Genomic DNA, 15,690 nt, shown 5'->3' on the forward strand with positions numbered 1-15,690 from the left:
ATTATCAACCCGTTATAAAACTTATATGTATCAACTTTGTTTTATAATAAAGGGTAAGTAAATACAATGGATGCCAATAGCAGTGTATCCGTTAAAACAATAATAGTATGGCAAATTCTAAGATTACAAGTATTCTGGGCGATCAAAGTGAATATCTGCTCGGGCACGTAAGTAAAACGATCGACAAGTCACTAATCCATGCCCCCGAACCAAATTTCATAGATAATATCTGGACAGATTCGGATCGCAACATTCCCACGTTGAATAGTCTTCAGCGCTTATTCAGTCATGGCCGGCTTGCCAATACGGGATATTTATCAATCCTGCCTGTAGATCAGGATATCGAGCATACTGCAGGTGCTTCTTTTGCGCCGAACCCCATTTATTTTGATTCGGAGAATATTGTAAAATTAGCAATAGAAGCCGGATGTAGTGCCGTCGCATCTACCTATGGCGTATTGGGTTCAGTAGCCCGCAAGTATGCGCATAAAATACCATTCGTGGTGAAGATTAATCATAATGAGCTTCTGACCTATCCTACGGCTTATGACCAGGTATTGTTCGGTACAATAAAAGAGGCCTGGAATATGGGGGCGGCTGCCGTCGGTGCAACAATTTACTTCGGCTCCGAACAAAGTCGCCGGCAGATTGTTGATATAGCTAAAGCATTCGAGTATGCGCACGAGTTGGGAATGGCGACGATCCTTTGGTGTTACCTCCGAAACAGTGATTTCAAAAAGGACGGTGTGGATTACCATAGCGCAGCCGACCTGACAAGTCAGGCCAATCATATTGGAGTAACCATAAAAGCTGATATAGTGAAGCAAAAGCTGCCTACTAGTAACGGAGGATTCAAGGCTATAAACTTCTCCAAATGGGACGAACGTATGTATACCGAACTGGCATCGGACCATCCGATAGATCTCTGCCGCTATCAGGTAGCCAACGGATATATGGGACGTGTAGGCCTGATCAATTCGGGAGGCGAATCACATGGCGCTTCCGACCTTAAAGATGCTGTATATACAGCCGTGGTAAATAAACGCGCCGGAGGCATGGGCCTGATCTGTGGACGTAAAGCGTTCCAGCGTCCGATGATAGAAGGTGTAGAGTTGATTAACACGATACAAGATGTATATTTGGATAAAGATATAAAATTAGCGTGAGCTAAGTCTAGTGTTTTTTATTATAGTTGCTGAAGATGCCCCTGTACTATGTGCGGGGCTTCTTTTTTTGTTCTCGTTGTCATTCGTTATCCAAAGGTGCATTTCTGCAACTTAAAAACAATGAGATAGAATAAATAAGATAAAATGATATAAGAACGATACCTAAAGTCATGATTGTAATTGTCTGTGAATAATCTGTTGTCTCTATACCTTAGACTACGTATCTTGTCATTCGTTTATTCTATTGATTTTCTTTATATTAATTTTCGATCCATTATGATTTTATGTCTGTTCTTATAGTTATATTTTGATAAATTTACTGAAAAAGAAGTCAATACATCCGGTTAAAATGACATACTAAAAATAGTCCACCCATCTTTGGCATAATGTTTCAGGTTTCCGCCATGCATGCGCATAATATAACGGGATATACTCAGGCCTATTCCCGTACCTGTATTTTTAGTTGTAAAAAACGGGATGAATATATTCGGTATTACCTCCTGCGGAATCGGTTCGCCATTATTGCATACCTCTATATTCGTTTTATTATCGGCATGGCTGATCTTTATTTTGATACTTCTCCCTTCAACGGGATCTAATGCTTCAACCGCATTTTTTACTAAATTGACCAATACCTGTGTAATCTGTGACTCGTCAGCATTTACAACCAGGGATGGCGCGATGTACTGCAGTTCCAGTGATATTCCTTTTTCCTGCATCATTGCCGACTCCAGGCTAACCACCTTTTCTACCAGAGGGATCAGGTCGAATTCTATCAATTGAGGCTTTGGAACTCCTGTAAATTTACGGTACGATTCCACAAATACCATAAGTCCTTTAGCTGTGGAACTGATGGTTTCCAATGCCTCCACTGTATTTTGCCGGAGATTATCATCCGATTGGTTATCCCGGGATATTTTATAAGAGAACAACAATGTATCCGTCAGCGATGTGATAGGCGCTATCGAGTTCATTATTTCGTGAGTCATCACTCGTATAAGGCGCACCCATGATTCCATCTCTTTCGCCTCCAGCTCGTTCCCGATACTATTAAGCGTAAAGATTTTCATTGTACCCCTTTTCAGTGTTATTTTGGATACACGCAAGCTTATCAGAGTTTCTTCTCGTTCATTGGCTATTCTCAGATACTTATTGTCATTTGTTTCCAGATGGAGAAATATAGATGGAAATGATTCGTCAATTACTTTCAACTGATTTAAATGGGTAAAGACCGGTAATCCCAGCAATTCATTCGTTGCCCGGTTCGTTATCAGCACATTGTTATGTTCATCCAGTATAATGATACCGGTAGAAACGCTTTCGACTATCAGGCTCAGGAACTTTTCGTTTTCTATCACTTCTTTCCGGGCCTTGGACAGGATTTCCTTGATGCGGTTCATCATCTGGTTCAGTTCCTGTTCGCGCTTCGATATTTTGGTTACCGCAAAATTGAAGGAATAATCGCCATTATCAAGGGCATTAAGCAAAAACAAAATATTCTGATTGAATTTCCTGTAGTGTTTATGTAACCTGTTGATGGAAAATACGGCTATCAGGATACACAATGGCCCGTATACATATTCTTTTTCCAGAAAACAATAGGTGGCGGCAGCTACCGAAAGTATCAGCAAACTTATGTATATCAACAATTTATATTCTATCGATTTAAACATATTACTCAATAATTTACTTTCCTGTTCTCATTTTTTACATTTATTAACCATATATAGTTAAAAGGTAACAAAAGTAACAGCTTTTTCAGTTAACAGTTAACAGTTAGCAGTTAACAACTTGTATCTTGTTTACTTGTAACTCATGACTGTTAAAAAGTAACACAAATAACATATTTTCCACGTCCTGTTTTTCACTACTCTCTTATTACTTATGTTTTCTATATAGATAAAGAAACCTGATTATAATCCATATTTTTTCATTTTATTATAAAGTGTCGGACGCGTAATTCCCAGTTCGGCGGCAATAGCGGATATATTCTTCTGATATTTGCTCAACGCTTTTTCTATGAGTATCTTTTCCATTTCGTCCAGTGTGATGGAGTCGATAATAGCAGCCTTGGCTTCGGTAGCCCGCATATAAAAATCAGATGGTTGCAGTTCTGTTCCGTCACACAGGATGACAGCTTTTTCTACAGCATGCTCCAGTTCCCGAACATTCCCCGGCCATGAATAATTCTCCAGTTTCGCAATGGTTTTATCATTAAAGACAAGCCCTTTTTTATTGTATTTTTTTGCAAAACGGGATAGGAAAAAGGTGGCCAGAACGGAAATATCTTCCCTGCGGTTGCGTAATGCAGGTACTTCGATCTGGATAGTATCGAGACGGTATAGCAGATCTTCCCTGAACTCACCGTTTTTTACAGATTCGAACAGATTACGGTTTGTGGCACTTATCAGCCGTATATCCACTACGACAGGCTTGTTACTCCCTACCCTTACTATTTGTCGCGATTGTAATGCCGTAAGCAGCTTTGCCTGCAATATATAACTAAGGTTCCCTATCTCGTCCAGAAAAAGTGTACCTTTATCCGCTGCCTCAAATTTTCCGGCACGGTCGGTTCTTGCGTCGGTAAACGCACCTTTTGTATGGCCGAAAAGCTCGCTTTCGAATAAAGTTTCGGTAATAGCGCCCATATCTACACTGACCAGCGTTTCACCTGCCCGCAGGGATAACTGATGTATTTTTCGGGCAATCAATTCTTTTCCTGTACCATTCTCACCTGTGATAAGTACATTCGCATCCGTTTTAGCGACCTTCTCTATCATCGAAAGTAAATTTTGCATGGCTTCGGATTTCCCCCAGCATACATCAGAGTCTTTAGCTAGTTCGGAATTCAGTACATCCTGTTTTTCCCTGAGTTTCTTAACTTCTTTTCTCGATTGACGGAGCGCGAAGGCAGATTGCAATGTTGCCAGCAATTTGGTATTATCCCAGGGTTTCACTACAAAGTCGCTCGCACCTTCTTTCAGAGCCTTCACAGCCAGTTCTATATCGGCATACGCCGTGAATAAAACAACCGGAAGTTCCGGGTCGGTCTTCTTTACTTCCGACAGCCAGAACAACCCTTCGTTTCCGGTATTTATTCCGGCCGAATAATTCATATCCAGCAAAACAATATCCGGATTTTTTTCTCTGAGCGTAGAGAGGAGCATATTGGGCGATGGCAACAAAGTGACTTCTTCGAAGTAATTATCAAGTAAGATTCGCAGTGCGCTCAATACATTTTTATTATCATCTACAATCAGGATGCTACCTTTTTTCATTCCGGGCTTTATTGGTCAATGGTACAAATATAGAAATTTATTAGTTATGCCAATTAGTAGCTGAAATAATTGTTGTTGCGTGAAAACATTGGATTTTTTCTACTACGCGCAATCAAAGATTGCTTGTGTTCCTTTTGGCCAAATCCCCAAAAGGAACCAAAAATGCTTTAGCACCCCGCTTCAAAGGCCGACCCGTAACGGACAAAAAGACGAAACGAAAAAACTCGCTCTGAATAGAGCTGCGGTTTTGACTCCCTCTCCCTTTGGGGCAGGGCTGTTAAGTTCTGAATTCTTATATCCTCTTTGCCATGTTGAACGAAGTGAAACATCTCTTAAATCGAAAGAGATCCTTCGTTCCACTCAGGATGACAGCAGAAAATAACTGAACAAAGCGGAGGACTTAACAGCCCTGCCCTTTGGAGAGGTCGAATGGAGCGCTAGCCTTTTGGTTCGTTTTGGGCAATGTCAAAATGAACATTCAGACAAAACGAAGTGTAGTCAATGAAAAAGGAACGTTAAAACTCAACTACTGATCCGTATTAGTTGTGATTAATATAGCAGGGCCCTTCTTTGCATCTTTGCGGGAGATCCACATCTCATATAGCTACAGATATAAAATTGCGAAAAAACAAAGAGGCACGGAATTTGTTCCATGCCTCTTCTGTTTTATATTCCGGGGTAAATTATTTACCTTGCTCCAGTTTCAGTGTAATTGTAGGCTGGTCACAAACTTCAGTAGGACCGAAGTATTGGATCGGACCAGGGTAAACAAACTCTGTACCTACAGCCCAGGCTTCACGGTTTGCCGCCAGATATTTAAACGGGGCGCCATCAAGTTCTACCAGAGCTTTGCGGATAACAGGTTTCATTTCACCGTGACGGCGTTCCATATTCATCATCATTGTTACAGGTACTCCGCCCGCGATCCATTGGTCGGCAGGAGCAGTTGTATTACGTATCGATGACATATATCCTGTTTTGCCGGCACCGATAAGAGCGGCGGCAGTATAACCCAATGAATAGCAATAGTCGGCATCGTAGTTTGACGGAGCAGCGCAACGGCCTTCATATCCGAAGAAATGTACCTGTGAAGCAAATTTTCCGCTGTATTTTCCTTCAGCTTTCATTGCGGCAAGTTTATTGCCTACCATTTCAGCTAATAATTTTTCTGTTTCGATAAGAGAAACCTGTACATTACCATGAGGGTCGCGGTCGAGTGTCAACTGGCGTGCAACTCCATCAGGAAGGCTTGCGAATACTTTTGAATTGTCGGCAGACAGGCTTTTTCTGATATAAGCCAGTTGCTCATCTTTAGGCACTGCATTGAATTCGTCCTGATGATGTGCAAGGAAATCGTTCAATTCCGAGATAAGCAGTTTCATTGCAGGGATAAATTCGATAAGGCCTTCAGGGATAAGTACGGTACCGAAGTTGTTGCCATCGGCAGCACGGCGTGCCACAGCATTTGCTATATCGGTTACAATATCATCGAGCGATAATTTCTTCGCTTCCACTTCTTCCGAAATGATACAGATATTAGGTTGTACCTGCAACGCACATTCGAGAGCGATATGAGAAGCTGAACGTCCCATCAGCTTGATGAAGTGCCAGTATTTACGGGCTGAGTTACAGTCACGTTGAATGTTGCCGATAACTTCCGCATATACTTTACATGCTGTATCGAAACCGAACGAAGTTTCTATCATTTCGTTTTTCAGGTCACCATCGATTGTTTTAGGACAGCCGATCACCTGTACGCCTGCATTGATAGCTTTGTAATATTCAGCTAATACACAGGCATTTGTATTTGAGTCATCACCGCCAATAATAACCAGCGCTTTGATATCCAGCTTTTTAAGAATTTCAAGTCCTTTGTCAAACTGTTCTTTCGATTCCAGTTTGGTACGTCCCGAACCTATGATATCAAAACCACCTGTATTACGGTATTCATCAATAATTTCGCCTGTAAGTTCTTTATAATCGTGGTCGACCAATCCTCCGGGGCCCATAAGGAAACCATAGAGGCGACTGCCTGAGTTTAAGTTCTTAATTCCGTCGAAGAGGCCTGCGATTACATTGTGGCCACCGGGAGCTTGTCCACCCGAAAGGATAACCCCGACATTGATAGCCGGATAGTTTGTTTTTTCAGAAGCTTCTACAAACTTGAGGGTTGGCATTCCGTATGTATTGGGAAATAATTTATTCACTTCCTCCTGGTCAGCTACCGATTGAGTCGCCGCACCTTCTTCAATTTTCACAGAACCATACAATGCTTTCGGCATTTTTGGTTTATAAGCAGCCCTGGCTACTTGTAAAGCACTTTTTACCATCGTTTTTTTATTGGTTTATATAGTTAAATTTATTCAGCTCTTTTAAGGCTCGCAAATTTCGTTATTTTTTTTCAAATATGAAAGGATTTGTGAGCCATATCTGTTCCGTTTTTGTACAATAAGCATTGTTTTTTTGATATAATCTTCTCTTTTGATGGTTTTATTTATCCTTTTATCATTTTTAGTAATATTGCTTCAGTATAATATATCATTATGATAGATTATATGCGTTATATGTCGGTATTTTGAGCGCTATTTATGTTGTATTAACTATATTTAACTATAAGTTGATGACTATTTGATAGTTTTTCTTTCCAATATATCAGAAAACAATATATCTTTGCAGTACTAAATTAATTTTGAATCATGAAAGCAAAAACTTTATTTTCGTTATTAGCTATTTTGTTCTTCTCTGCAAATATTTATGCAGGCACACCGGAAACTATTAAATTTACTAATGTTGAACAAACAGAAGAAGGTTGTGTAAAAGAATTTATTTTTTGTGACAAAAATACAAATGCTCCACTGACGAAGACTACTTATGTCTATGATGCCGCTAACCGCATGATAGAGAAAGCCACTTATGAATGGATGGGCGAAAAAGGATGGACCGGTATCCAAAAGTATGAATATACCTACAATGCGGAGAATCAGGCTCAGGCGCCGACAATGATCAAGTGGGACAAGAAGTCTAACGATTGGGCTGAAAAATAAAAAACTTTACACACTACATATATAAATACTTAAGACAAAGACTCTTTGAATAATTTAAAGTTTAGAATTATTCCCGAATAGCTAAAGTGAATTATATGACGCCGCTCTTTTTATAGAAAAGGGCGGTTTTTTTTGTTATACACGATTCAATAAGGGATATCTTTTTCTAAAATGCAATAAATAGCTTGTCAACCAGAATAATAAGTGGAAAATTGTTTTTTATATCTGAATTTCTGTAACTTTTTTCTGCCATTCTCGTCATATACATAGAAAGCGCTTATAAAGATTTTCAATCAGTATAAATTTAGTTTAATAAAAAACGATTATGAAGGCAAAAGTTTTAACTTTAATAATAGCATTCTTATTTCTATCGGCAAGCCTTTTTTCCCAAAGTAATGCCGGAAGAGATACAAAAATCAGTAAAGATGGCAATGGATACACGACTAAAGAGTCCATTCAGTATCAACGGACAAAAGCAGTCTCAAAGATTGTATATCTATACGATCCGGCCGACAGGCTGATAGAAAGAATGAGCTACATTTCAGAGTATGGTGCAAAATGGATTCCTGTCCAAAAATACAAATATGAATATACCGCCGATGGGAAAATTGCCAATATAATCTGTACAAAATGGATTCAGGGACAGAATGTGTGGGCCGGAAAATCGCAGTGCATAGCGCATTCGTATGGAAATAAAGGTGTAATAGTAAGGCAGATAACTATCGACACCAAGGACTTTAATCTGCTTACAATGAACAAATAGGTGCAGGAGATTTTATTCCGGAAAACAAGAGCTTTCCTGATAAAATATCAGGAAAGCTCTTGTTTTTTTGCAGAAAAGAGAGACGATTACAGCTTATAATTCAGATATTAGGCAAAATGTTAAAGGAATTCTTTACCTTTACATTCTATTATTTAATCGAAATATATGAGATCTAAATCGTTATTAGCCCTCTGCATCGTCATTGCCCTGACTTTGAATTCCTGTATCCAGGATGAACCTCTGAACAGAGAAGCCGACATCACAGATATAAAAGTAGAAGGAGATACTTTTATTTCGAGTATCATATCCGAAGCGAACAACGAAATCAATATATTTGTGACCGGCAAAGCCGATATAACTAATCTAGCTCCGGTAATAGAACTTTCCCCGGGTGCGACAGTTTCCCCCGCATCGGGAGTAGCTATGGACTTCACAGAAGGACAAAAATATAAGGTTACATCGGAAGACGGTAATTATTCGAAAGAATATACCATTACAGTGACATCTAATATTGATCTGAAATATGACTTTGAAGACTGGGGAGAAGCGGGGGTAAGCGGACGTAAATACCCCATATTGTTGTCCAATCATAATGCATGGAGTACCGGCAACTCCGGCGTTGCTATAGTTGTGAATGCAAACCCTTATCCGACAGAGAAAACAACAGACTCTTATGCGGGGACCTATGCAGCCAGATTGCAAACCATTAAGGGCCTGTATATTTCCATAACCGGTCAGAATATACCTATCTTTGCCGGATCGCTGTTCTTAGGCGAATTTAGCGCAAACATCACTAATCCTCTGCTATCACTTAAACTGGGGCGTATGTATTCGGAAACAAACGGTAAACCCGTCACCTTCACCGGATATTATAAATACACTCCGGGAGACGTATTTACTGATAAAGACGGTAATCCTGTCGCCGGAAGGGTAGATGAATGCAGTATATATGCTGTTATATTTAAAGTTAGCAAGAACTCTTCCGGACACACTGAATATCTGAATGGTGAAACGGTCTCGACCTCGGATAAAGTTATAGCCAGGGCCGAATGGAGTAGAGAAACGAGCTCTATTACCGATGAAGAAGTAAATAAAGGTTTCTACAAATTCACCATCCCGTTCGTATATAAAGAAAATTTCGATTTCACGAAGAACAATTATAAGCTGACGATCGTCTTATCTTCGAGTCAGGATGGAAATCTATATGAGGGAGCGATAGGCAGTACATTGATTGTTGATGAACTGGAAATATTAACCGAAAGTTTTTAAATTGGAAGAGTATGAAACCGAATTTTTATAATATTGTATTAACATTGGTCGTTGTCTCTTTGTTTTCGGCAAGTTTGTCCGCACAGATACAGGACAAGAAGCCTCTCGACTTATCATTCCTGCTCGGTTTTAATATCGGAGGTACAGCCCCGCTCCCTCTACCGGCCGAAGTGAGGAAAATTGAAAGTTATAATCCGAAATTTAATCCGCAATTGGGCTTCAACGTTGTATACAGCCTCGATGACAAATGGGGTGTAGGAACAGGAGCAACTCTCGACTGGAAAGGGATGAGAGTAAGGGACGAAGTGAAATACATGAAAACAAGCGTTGTCCTTACGGAAGATGGCAGTCGCCTTAGCGGCTATTTTGTAGGAAAGAATATGACAAACGTAGATATGACCTACCTTACCATACCTATCTATGGGACATATAATTTCAACAACAGATGGCAAGCACGCCTGGGTATATATGCCGCGAGGACACTCTCTTCCAGGTTCAACGGGAAAGTCTACGACGGATATATGCGCATAGATACACCCGTGGGACAAAGACAGGAAATAGATGGAGAGGGAGCCACATTCGACTTTAGCGACGACACCCGCGACTATGATTTCGGTATATTAGGCGGAGGTGAATTCCGGCTAACAAACCGTGTGGGATTTTACGGAAGCCTTACATGGGGGCTGGTTCCTTATTTTTATTCGGGAACAAATCCTATCGAATTCAAGATGCACAATATCTATGGGACAATAGGCATCACATACAGATTGAAATAATAACGTTATAATATTGATATACAGAGATATGACTTCCAGCCGAAGCCATATCTTTTATATTATGACGCATACACCTGACTTCACTCAGGTTGCTTATCAAAATATAAAGTCTTACCTTTGCAGCGTAAAAATAACAATATAGACATGACTAAAATTTCAACGGTTCTTTTCGATTTCGACGGAGTTATTGCTGATACCGAACCTCAATATGATATCCATATTGAAGACCTGGGAGAAAGATATAATCTGGGTATAGAAAATTTTGCCTTACAGGTGAAAGGTACGACCTCACCGGATATACTGAAAAAGTATTTCAGCCATTTGCCCGGGGAAGAACAAACCAAAATAGCCAAAGAACTGGAAGATTTTGAACTCAATATGGATTTTCCGCTGGTCGATGGTGTGATGGACTTTATCAGGTACCTGAAAGATAATAACTATAAAACAGGTATAGTAACCAGCTCCCAGGACTTCAAAATGAAAAGGGCGCTTGATATTCTTCAATTATCCGATACTTTCGATGTGGTAGTCACTGCCGCGCGTATTACCGAAGGCAAGCCTAATCCGATGTGCTACAAACTAGCTGCTCAAGACCTGAATTCTTCTCCGGCTGAATGTATTGTCTTTGAGGACTCACTGCATGGCATACGGGCAGGTCAGGATGCGGGAATGAAAGTAATCGGCCTGTCGACCACCATACCGCGCGAAGTCCTGGTAGAAAGAACCGAGAATGTGATACCGGATTTTACTGATATGCAGCAAATTATCAAATATCTGAACTGATTCCGGCCAGCCCCTTGTTCAGAAACTTAATAAAATCCAGTTCAAAATTTGTCGTAAAAACATCTTTACCCAGATTGGACTGGATTTCTTCTATCTTCCAGAAGCGTCCGTCCGCCAGTTCATCCCTGTTTAATACAAAGCCACCATTATATACCGCATAGAAACAATAACTTAATTCGCGCTCCCGATCTGTTTCTATAATATATTTTGTGATAAAATGCGGCTCTATACCCGAAAGGCCTAATTCTTCTCCGGCTTCGCGGCAGGCTGCCAGCTCCGGCATTTCATCCAGATCGATATGTCCGGCAACGGACGAATCCCACTTGTCGGGCTGTACGTCTTTTGTCGCGGAACGCTTTTGCAGATACAAATCCCCTTCCGAATTGAATATATGCAAATGAATAACAGGGTGTAAAAGTTTCGAACCATCGTGACAAACACTGCGTGGCGCCTGTCCGATTATATTGCCTGTTTCGTCAACAAGCGGAAAAATTTCTTCCGGCATAATCATATCAGTCTTTAAACAAAAGGCTTTCCGAACGTCCTTTCTTGAAAATCATTGTGCCGTTCCTGACACCCTTTCGTATCACCTTTTGCTGTTCATCTGGCAAAGATACAATATCCTTACAATCATCAGAGCAGCAGCCTTTCATTTTTTCCGCACATTCATCACATTGTATGAACAGCAGATGGCATCCGTCATTCTTACAGTTGGTATGTGTATCGCACGGTCTTCCACACTGATGGCAATGAGCGATTATATCTTCTGTGATACGTTCCCCCAGACGGTTATCGAATACAAAGTTCTTGCCTGTAAACTTAGATTCCAGCCCTTCTGCTTTTATCTGACGGGTATATTCGATAATACCGCCTTCGAGCTGATAAACGTTCCTGAATCCCTGATGTTTGAAGTACGCACTGGCTTTCTCGCAACGAATACCGCCTGTACAATACATCAACAGCTTTTTATTGTCTTTATAGTCTTTCAACTGCTCGTGTATAATGGGCAGTGAATCGCGGAACGTATCCACATCCGGAGTTATGGCTCCCGTGAAATGTCCTATTTCGCTTTCATAATGGTTTCGCATATCTATTACTATAGTATCCGGATCATCCATCATGCTGTTAAAATCTTTTGCCTTTAAGTGTATGCCTATATCAGTGGGGTCGAAAGTCTCATCATTCAATCCGTCGGCCACAATTTTATCCCTTACTTTTATCTTGAGTTTCAGAAAAGATTTGTTATCATGTTCCACAGCTACATTCAGCCGTATTCCTTTCATAAATGGATATGTATCCAGAAAATCTTTAAAGGCTTCCATATTAGCTGCCGGTAATGACAACTGGGCATTGATACCTTCCTTAGCCACATAGATACGCCCGAGGACATCTAATTCATTCCAACGGACAAACAATTCGTCTCTGAACTCTTGCGGATTTTGTATATGCGCGTATGCATAGAAAGACAAAGTCAATCGTTGAAGTCCGGCATCATCAATAAGTCTGGCTCTTTCTTCTGCGCTTAATGTATTATATAATTGCATTTTATATAAAGTATTGAGTAAATAATAAAAGAATATAATGTCATATATTCTCGTTTGTCATGCTGAGGTAACGAAGCATCTCATTCCTTTTATACAAGAGATTTTTCACTTCGTTCAAAATGACAAAGGCGACAACAATTATCATCATTTACTTAATTTAGAATAATTACAAATAAAAAGACAAAGATATACAGGATACAGCTAACAGTACCAATTTTCTATATCAATAGTATTTATACAACATAGATGAAGGAATATTGATCTATTGTAATAAAATTTGACAAACACTGTAAAATTATTTTACACTTTTACCATTCACCAAAATACATAAACACCTATACAACAGTTTATTATACATTCTGGCACGACTTTCGCTCTTTAAATATTAAAAATGTAAATAAAACTATGAAATATATAATCTTTATTATCGCATTCCTGATCGGCTTTACAGCCAATGCCCAGAAAAAAAAGTGGACACTGGAAGAGTGTATGCGCTATGCAATAGAGAACAGCCCGAAGAAAAATAAGCAAGACGCTCAAAACAGCATCTACCACCAGAACTTCCTGGAAGCTGTAGGCAAACTTATACCATCTCTGAGCGCAAATACCAATGCTTCATTCAATTTCGGACGTGGGCTGGATTCTGAAACAAACACATACACCGATATCAACTCTTTCAGTAACAATTATAGTCTTTACTCGTCACTTGTTTTATTCGATGGTTTTTCGAATATTAATAAGATGAAAATGCAGAAGGTGAACAAACTGATGGGTAAACAGCAATTACAGCAGACTAAAGATGTAATAGCTTACGAAACCATGGAAGCATTTATCAATGTAGCATATTATATGGATATGGTAAAACTGGCTGAACAACAGCTTGAAGAAAGTGCTGCTAATGTGGGGCAAATCAAACGGATGGAAGAACTGGGAATGAAAGGCGCGGCAGATGTAGCCGAACTTGTAGCCAAAGAAGCAGCCGATAATTATAACCTTACACGCCAGAAAAATCTTTTGGTAATAGGCATTATCGTATTAAAGGAAAAAATGAATTTCCCCATCGAAGACGATATCGAGATAAGCAATATCGTCTCGGACGAATTGATAACGAAGACTCAGGAAACAGCAGTCTCCATTTTTGAAAATGCAAAGTCAGTCAATCCGAAAGCGATGGCGGCCGAATCCGCGTTTCAGGCACAGCAACTGGCATACAAGTCGGCGAAAGGGAGCTTCTCTCCCACTCTGTCTATGGAAGCCGGCATTTCTACTAACTTTTCCCGTTATATGGACGGCAGTGAATACTCTTCATTCAAAGACCAGATAAGAGACAAGCGCGGGCATTACATAGGATTTTCCCTTTCTATCCCTATATTCTCAGGATTCTCACGTTCTGCACAAGTAAAAAGAAGCAAGGCTCAAACCGTCATAGCACGTAACGAACGGGACGAAACGTTGCGTACACTATATAGCGAGGTAGAGCAGGCGGTTGCCGATATGAACGGGCTGGCCGACGAGTTTTATCAGGCAAAAAAACAAACTGATGCCATGACTGTCGCACACAATGTAAATCAACGGAAATTTACCGAAGGATTGATAAATGCAATAGAACTGCATACCAGTTCCAATCGTCTGCTACAGGCAAAAGTAGATGAACTGAACGCACGTCTGAAATACGAAATAAAGCATCGTTTGGTAGATTATTACAAAGGCGCTCCATTCATCACAGAATAATGTAAATAATTGAATATGTGTATTTTGAATTAAATTATAAACGGAGCCAAATCTTGAAATCTTGAAATAATAAATCATATGGATATTAAAATAGAAAAGAAAAAAGGAATACAGAAAAAGCATATCCCTTTCATTGCCGGAGGTATCTTTTTACTTGGGCTTACCGGTTGGTATATATTCGGTAATCATGCCTCAAAGCTGAATATCGAAAAAGACAAGGTTACCATACAGGAATCGACGAAAGGCATGTTCAACGATTATGTCCGCATTCCCGGACAGGTACAGCCCATCAATACAATCTTCCTCAGCGCAATAGAAGGCGGTATGGTAGCAGAGAAGCTGATAGAAGAGGGTTCGGAAGTACGCAAAGGAGATATTATAATCCGGCTGACGAACCCGATGTTAAGCCTCAACATACTCGATAGCGAAGCACAACTGGCCGAAAAGCAAAACTTTCTTCGTAATACGCAGGTGTCTATGGAGCAGGAAAGACTCAGCCTGAAAAAAGAGAAACTGCAACTGGATGTGGACGTGGAACGCAAGAAGAGAAAATATGAACAGTATAAGCAACTATATTCTGAAAAGCTGACTTCTAAAGAAGAATACCTGCAGGCCAAAGAAGATTACGAATTTGCAGTAGACGGACGGGTATTGGTTGTTGAGCGCCAGAAACAGGATTCCTTATACCGGGGTATCCAGGTAGACCAGATGGAAGAAAGTTTGCACAATATCCGTAAGAATCTGGTACTGGTACGTCAACGGGTGGATAATCTGAATGTGAAAGCCCCTGTCGACGGACAATTGGGTGTACTGGATGTCGAGATAGGACAAACAGTCGCTTCCGGTGAACGTATAGGCCAAATCAGCGTATTATCCGATTATAAGGTAGAAGCGATGATCGACGAGCACTATATAGATAGGGTAAAAGCCGGATTGGACGCCACATTCGAACGTCAGAATAAAGACTTTGCCCTGCGTGTAAGGAAAGTATATCCGGAAGTACGGGATAAACAATTTAAAACCGATTTTGTATTCGAAGGAGAGCGCCCCGATAATATCCGCGCCGGACAGACATACTATATAAATCTCCAATTGGGGCAACCTGCCGAAGCTATATTAATACCGCGCGGCCCGTTTTATCAGACTACCGGTGGGCAATGGATATTCGTTGTTGTACCGGACGGAAGCAAGGCCGTAAGGCGTAAAATAACGATAGGCCGCCAGAACCCGAACTATTACGAGGTAACCAGCGGACTGGAGCCGGGCGAAAAAGTGATTACGTCTGCATACGATAGCTATGGAGATATACAGGAACTGATACTAAAATAGAAATACT

General features: G+C 40.4%; 13 protein-coding genes. 8 read left to right on the forward strand and 5 right to left on the reverse strand.

The features are described 5' to 3' along the window. Positions 1-107 precede the first annotated feature (107 nt). Positions 108-1,166 carry a class I fructose-bisphosphate aldolase gene (locus ACYQ3L_RS16095; protein ID WP_380001193.1) on the forward strand — a complete coding sequence of 353 codons (1,059 nt, stop codon included), beginning with the start codon at positions 108-110 and terminating at the stop codon, positions 1,164-1,166. 344 nt (positions 1,167-1,510) lie between these two features. Here ACYQ3L_RS16095 and ACYQ3L_RS16100 read toward each other — a convergent pair whose 3' ends face one another. From ACYQ3L_RS16100 to ACYQ3L_RS16110, 3 genes are all read right to left on the reverse strand, one after another. Continuing rightward, the gene (locus tag ACYQ3L_RS16100; protein ID WP_380001191.1) at positions 1,511-2,839 is read right to left on the reverse strand and encodes a sensor histidine kinase; all 1,329 of its coding nucleotides are present in this window, start codon (positions 2,837-2,839) and stop codon (positions 1,511-1,513) included. Between the two features lie 240 nt (positions 2,840-3,079). After that, a complete protein-coding gene (locus ACYQ3L_RS16105) occupies positions 3,080-4,444 on the reverse strand; it encodes a sigma-54-dependent transcriptional regulator (RefSeq protein WP_380001189.1) in 1,365 nt (454 codons plus the stop codon). Positions 4,445-5,127: 683 nt separating this feature from the next. Beyond that, a complete protein-coding gene (locus ACYQ3L_RS16110; RefSeq protein WP_380001187.1) occupies positions 5,128-6,774 on the reverse strand; it encodes a diphosphate--fructose-6-phosphate 1-phosphotransferase in 1,647 nt (548 codons plus the stop codon). A 366-nt stretch (positions 6,775-7,140) separates the two neighbouring features. Here ACYQ3L_RS16110 and ACYQ3L_RS16115 point away from each other — a divergent pair, with 366 nt between their 5' ends. The 5 genes from ACYQ3L_RS16115 (at position 7,141) to ACYQ3L_RS16135 (ending at position 11,079) form a co-directional block, all read left to right on the forward strand. Continuing rightward, positions 7,141-7,488: a DUF3836 domain-containing protein gene (locus tag ACYQ3L_RS16115; protein WP_380001185.1), complete on the forward strand. Its 348-nt coding sequence runs from the start codon at positions 7,141-7,143 to the stop codon at positions 7,486-7,488. A 325-nt stretch (positions 7,489-7,813) separates the two neighbouring features. Beyond that, entirely contained in the window at positions 7,814-8,251 is a 438-nt protein-coding gene (locus ACYQ3L_RS16120; protein ID WP_380001183.1) for a hypothetical protein, read from the forward strand. Positions 8,252-8,416: 165 nt separating this feature from the next. Beyond that, positions 8,417-9,520 (forward strand): PCMD domain-containing protein, encoded by a 1,104-nt coding sequence (locus ACYQ3L_RS16125; protein WP_380001181.1) that lies wholly within the window; start codon positions 8,417-8,419, stop codon positions 9,518-9,520. A gap of 11 nt (positions 9,521-9,531) precedes the next feature. After that, a complete protein-coding gene (locus ACYQ3L_RS16130; protein WP_380001179.1) occupies positions 9,532-10,296 on the forward strand; it encodes a porin family protein in 765 nt (254 codons plus the stop codon). Between the two features lie 144 nt (positions 10,297-10,440). After that, positions 10,441-11,079: an HAD family hydrolase gene (locus ACYQ3L_RS16135; protein ID WP_380001177.1), complete on the forward strand. Its 639-nt coding sequence runs from the start codon at positions 10,441-10,443 to the stop codon at positions 11,077-11,079. Here the strand turns inward: ACYQ3L_RS16135 and ACYQ3L_RS16140 are convergent. Together ACYQ3L_RS16140 and trhO are read right to left on the reverse strand one after the other, a co-directional pair. Beyond that, positions 11,063-11,584 carry an NUDIX hydrolase gene (locus ACYQ3L_RS16140; RefSeq protein WP_380001175.1) on the reverse strand — a complete coding sequence of 174 codons (522 nt, stop codon included), beginning with the start codon at positions 11,582-11,584 and terminating at the stop codon, positions 11,063-11,065. The two genes, ACYQ3L_RS16135 and ACYQ3L_RS16140, sit on opposite strands and share 17 nt — an antisense overlap. Positions 11,585-11,591: 7 nt before the next feature. Continuing rightward, positions 11,592-12,623, reverse strand: coding sequence for an oxygen-dependent tRNA uridine(34) hydroxylase TrhO (gene trhO, locus ACYQ3L_RS16145; protein ID WP_380001173.1), 1,032 nt, complete (start codon positions 12,621-12,623; stop codon positions 11,592-11,594). Between the two features lie 405 nt (positions 12,624-13,028). Between trhO and ACYQ3L_RS16150 the strand changes: the two genes are divergently transcribed. Both ACYQ3L_RS16150 and ACYQ3L_RS16155 read left to right on the forward strand, forming a co-directional pair. After that, positions 13,029-14,354: a TolC family protein gene (locus tag ACYQ3L_RS16150; protein ID WP_380001171.1), complete on the forward strand. Its 1,326-nt coding sequence runs from the start codon at positions 13,029-13,031 to the stop codon at positions 14,352-14,354. Between the two features lie 78 nt (positions 14,355-14,432). Next, positions 14,433-15,683 (forward strand): efflux RND transporter periplasmic adaptor subunit, encoded by a 1,251-nt coding sequence (locus ACYQ3L_RS16155; RefSeq protein WP_380001169.1) that lies wholly within the window; start codon positions 14,433-14,435, stop codon positions 15,681-15,683. Positions 15,684-15,690 lie beyond the last annotated feature (7 nt).

Source organism: Dysgonomonas termitidis, from assembly GCF_054657735.1.

Coding starts and splice junctions, on each gene's coding strand:
- ACYQ3L_RS16115 (WP_380001185.1), top strand. CDS start 7,141: ATGAAAGCAAAAACTTTATTTTCGTTATTAGCTATTTTGTTCTTCTCT.
- ACYQ3L_RS16130 (WP_380001179.1), top strand. CDS start 9,532: ATGAAACCGAATTTTTATAATATTGTATTAACATTGGTCGTTGTCTCT.
- ACYQ3L_RS16110 (WP_380001187.1), bottom strand. CDS start 6,774: ATGGTAAAAAGTGCTTTACAAGTAGCCAGGGCTGCTTATAAACCAAAA.
- ACYQ3L_RS16125 (WP_380001181.1), top strand. CDS start 8,417: ATGAGATCTAAATCGTTATTAGCCCTCTGCATCGTCATTGCCCTGACT.
- ACYQ3L_RS16095 (WP_380001193.1), top strand. CDS start 108: ATGGCAAATTCTAAGATTACAAGTATTCTGGGCGATCAAAGTGAATAT.
- ACYQ3L_RS16100 (WP_380001191.1), bottom strand. CDS start 2,839: ATGTTTAAATCGATAGAATATAAATTGTTGATATACATAAGTTTGCTG.
- ACYQ3L_RS16105 (WP_380001189.1), bottom strand. CDS start 4,444: ATGAAAAAAGGTAGCATCCTGATTGTAGATGATAATAAAAATGTATTG.
- ACYQ3L_RS16120 (WP_380001183.1), top strand. CDS start 7,814: ATGAAGGCAAAAGTTTTAACTTTAATAATAGCATTCTTATTTCTATCG.
- ACYQ3L_RS16135 (WP_380001177.1), top strand. CDS start 10,441: ATGACTAAAATTTCAACGGTTCTTTTCGATTTCGACGGAGTTATTGCT.
- ACYQ3L_RS16140 (WP_380001175.1), bottom strand. CDS start 11,584: ATGCCGGAAGAAATTTTTCCGCTTGTTGACGAAACAGGCAATATAATC.
- ACYQ3L_RS16155 (WP_380001169.1), top strand. CDS start 14,433: ATGGATATTAAAATAGAAAAGAAAAAAGGAATACAGAAAAAGCATATC.
- ACYQ3L_RS16150 (WP_380001171.1), top strand. CDS start 13,029: ATGAAATATATAATCTTTATTATCGCATTCCTGATCGGCTTTACAGCC.
- trhO (WP_380001173.1), bottom strand. CDS start 12,623: ATGCAATTATATAATACATTAAGCGCAGAAGAAAGAGCCAGACTTATT.